Raw genomic sequence first — 526 nt, forward strand, 5'->3', positions numbered from 1 at the left:
TGTTCCTCCACCTACTCCAGGCCCTTTAACAATATTATCAACTGATCCGGGTAATTTAAAAATCGGACAAGATTTTACATTAGAGTGGTCAGGTGGTGTAGCTCCATTTAAAGTGCAGTTTGGTGGTGCAGTTTCTGAAAGACGAACTATCAATAATGCACAATCTCCACAGATAATTAATCTATCCCCAGAGACTGGTACTTTGGTTCCTGCCAATAACTACCACTTAAAAGTTACTGATTCGACAGGTGCTGTGAAGAGTGTAACAATAGCTTTGTCTAATTAAGTTATAGGAGTGAAACAATGGCAATTACAACTTATGGGGATTTGAAACAAAACGTACAACTGTGGTTAAATAGAAACGATAGTGCTACAGTTGCAGCAATCCCAACATTTATAAACTTTGCTGAACAAGATTTTCAGCGAACAATGAAATTACCTCAATACGAAAATACATTAGAGATTATTGTCCCTAGTGCAGGTGCAACTGTAAAGGATGGTTTAACTTTGCCAGTAGATTACTATG

2 protein-coding genes are annotated in these 526 nt (G+C 37.5%); both read left to right on the plus strand.

Going from position 1 to position 526, the window contains the following annotated elements:
• The coding region (locus N1032_RS27755; RefSeq protein WP_259543959.1) for a hypothetical protein at window positions 1-286 on the plus strand (286 nt) is incomplete at its 5' end.
• A gap of 17 nt (window positions 287-303) precedes the next feature.
• A partial coding sequence (locus N1032_RS27760) for a phage adaptor protein (RefSeq protein ID WP_259543960.1) occupies window positions 304-526 on the plus strand: 223 nt, incomplete at its 3' end.

It is taken from the genome of Herbiconiux daphne (genome assembly GCF_024979295.1).
GTDB classification, from domain to species: domain Bacteria; phylum Actinomycetota; class Actinomycetes; order Actinomycetales; family Microbacteriaceae; genus Herbiconiux; species Herbiconiux daphnes.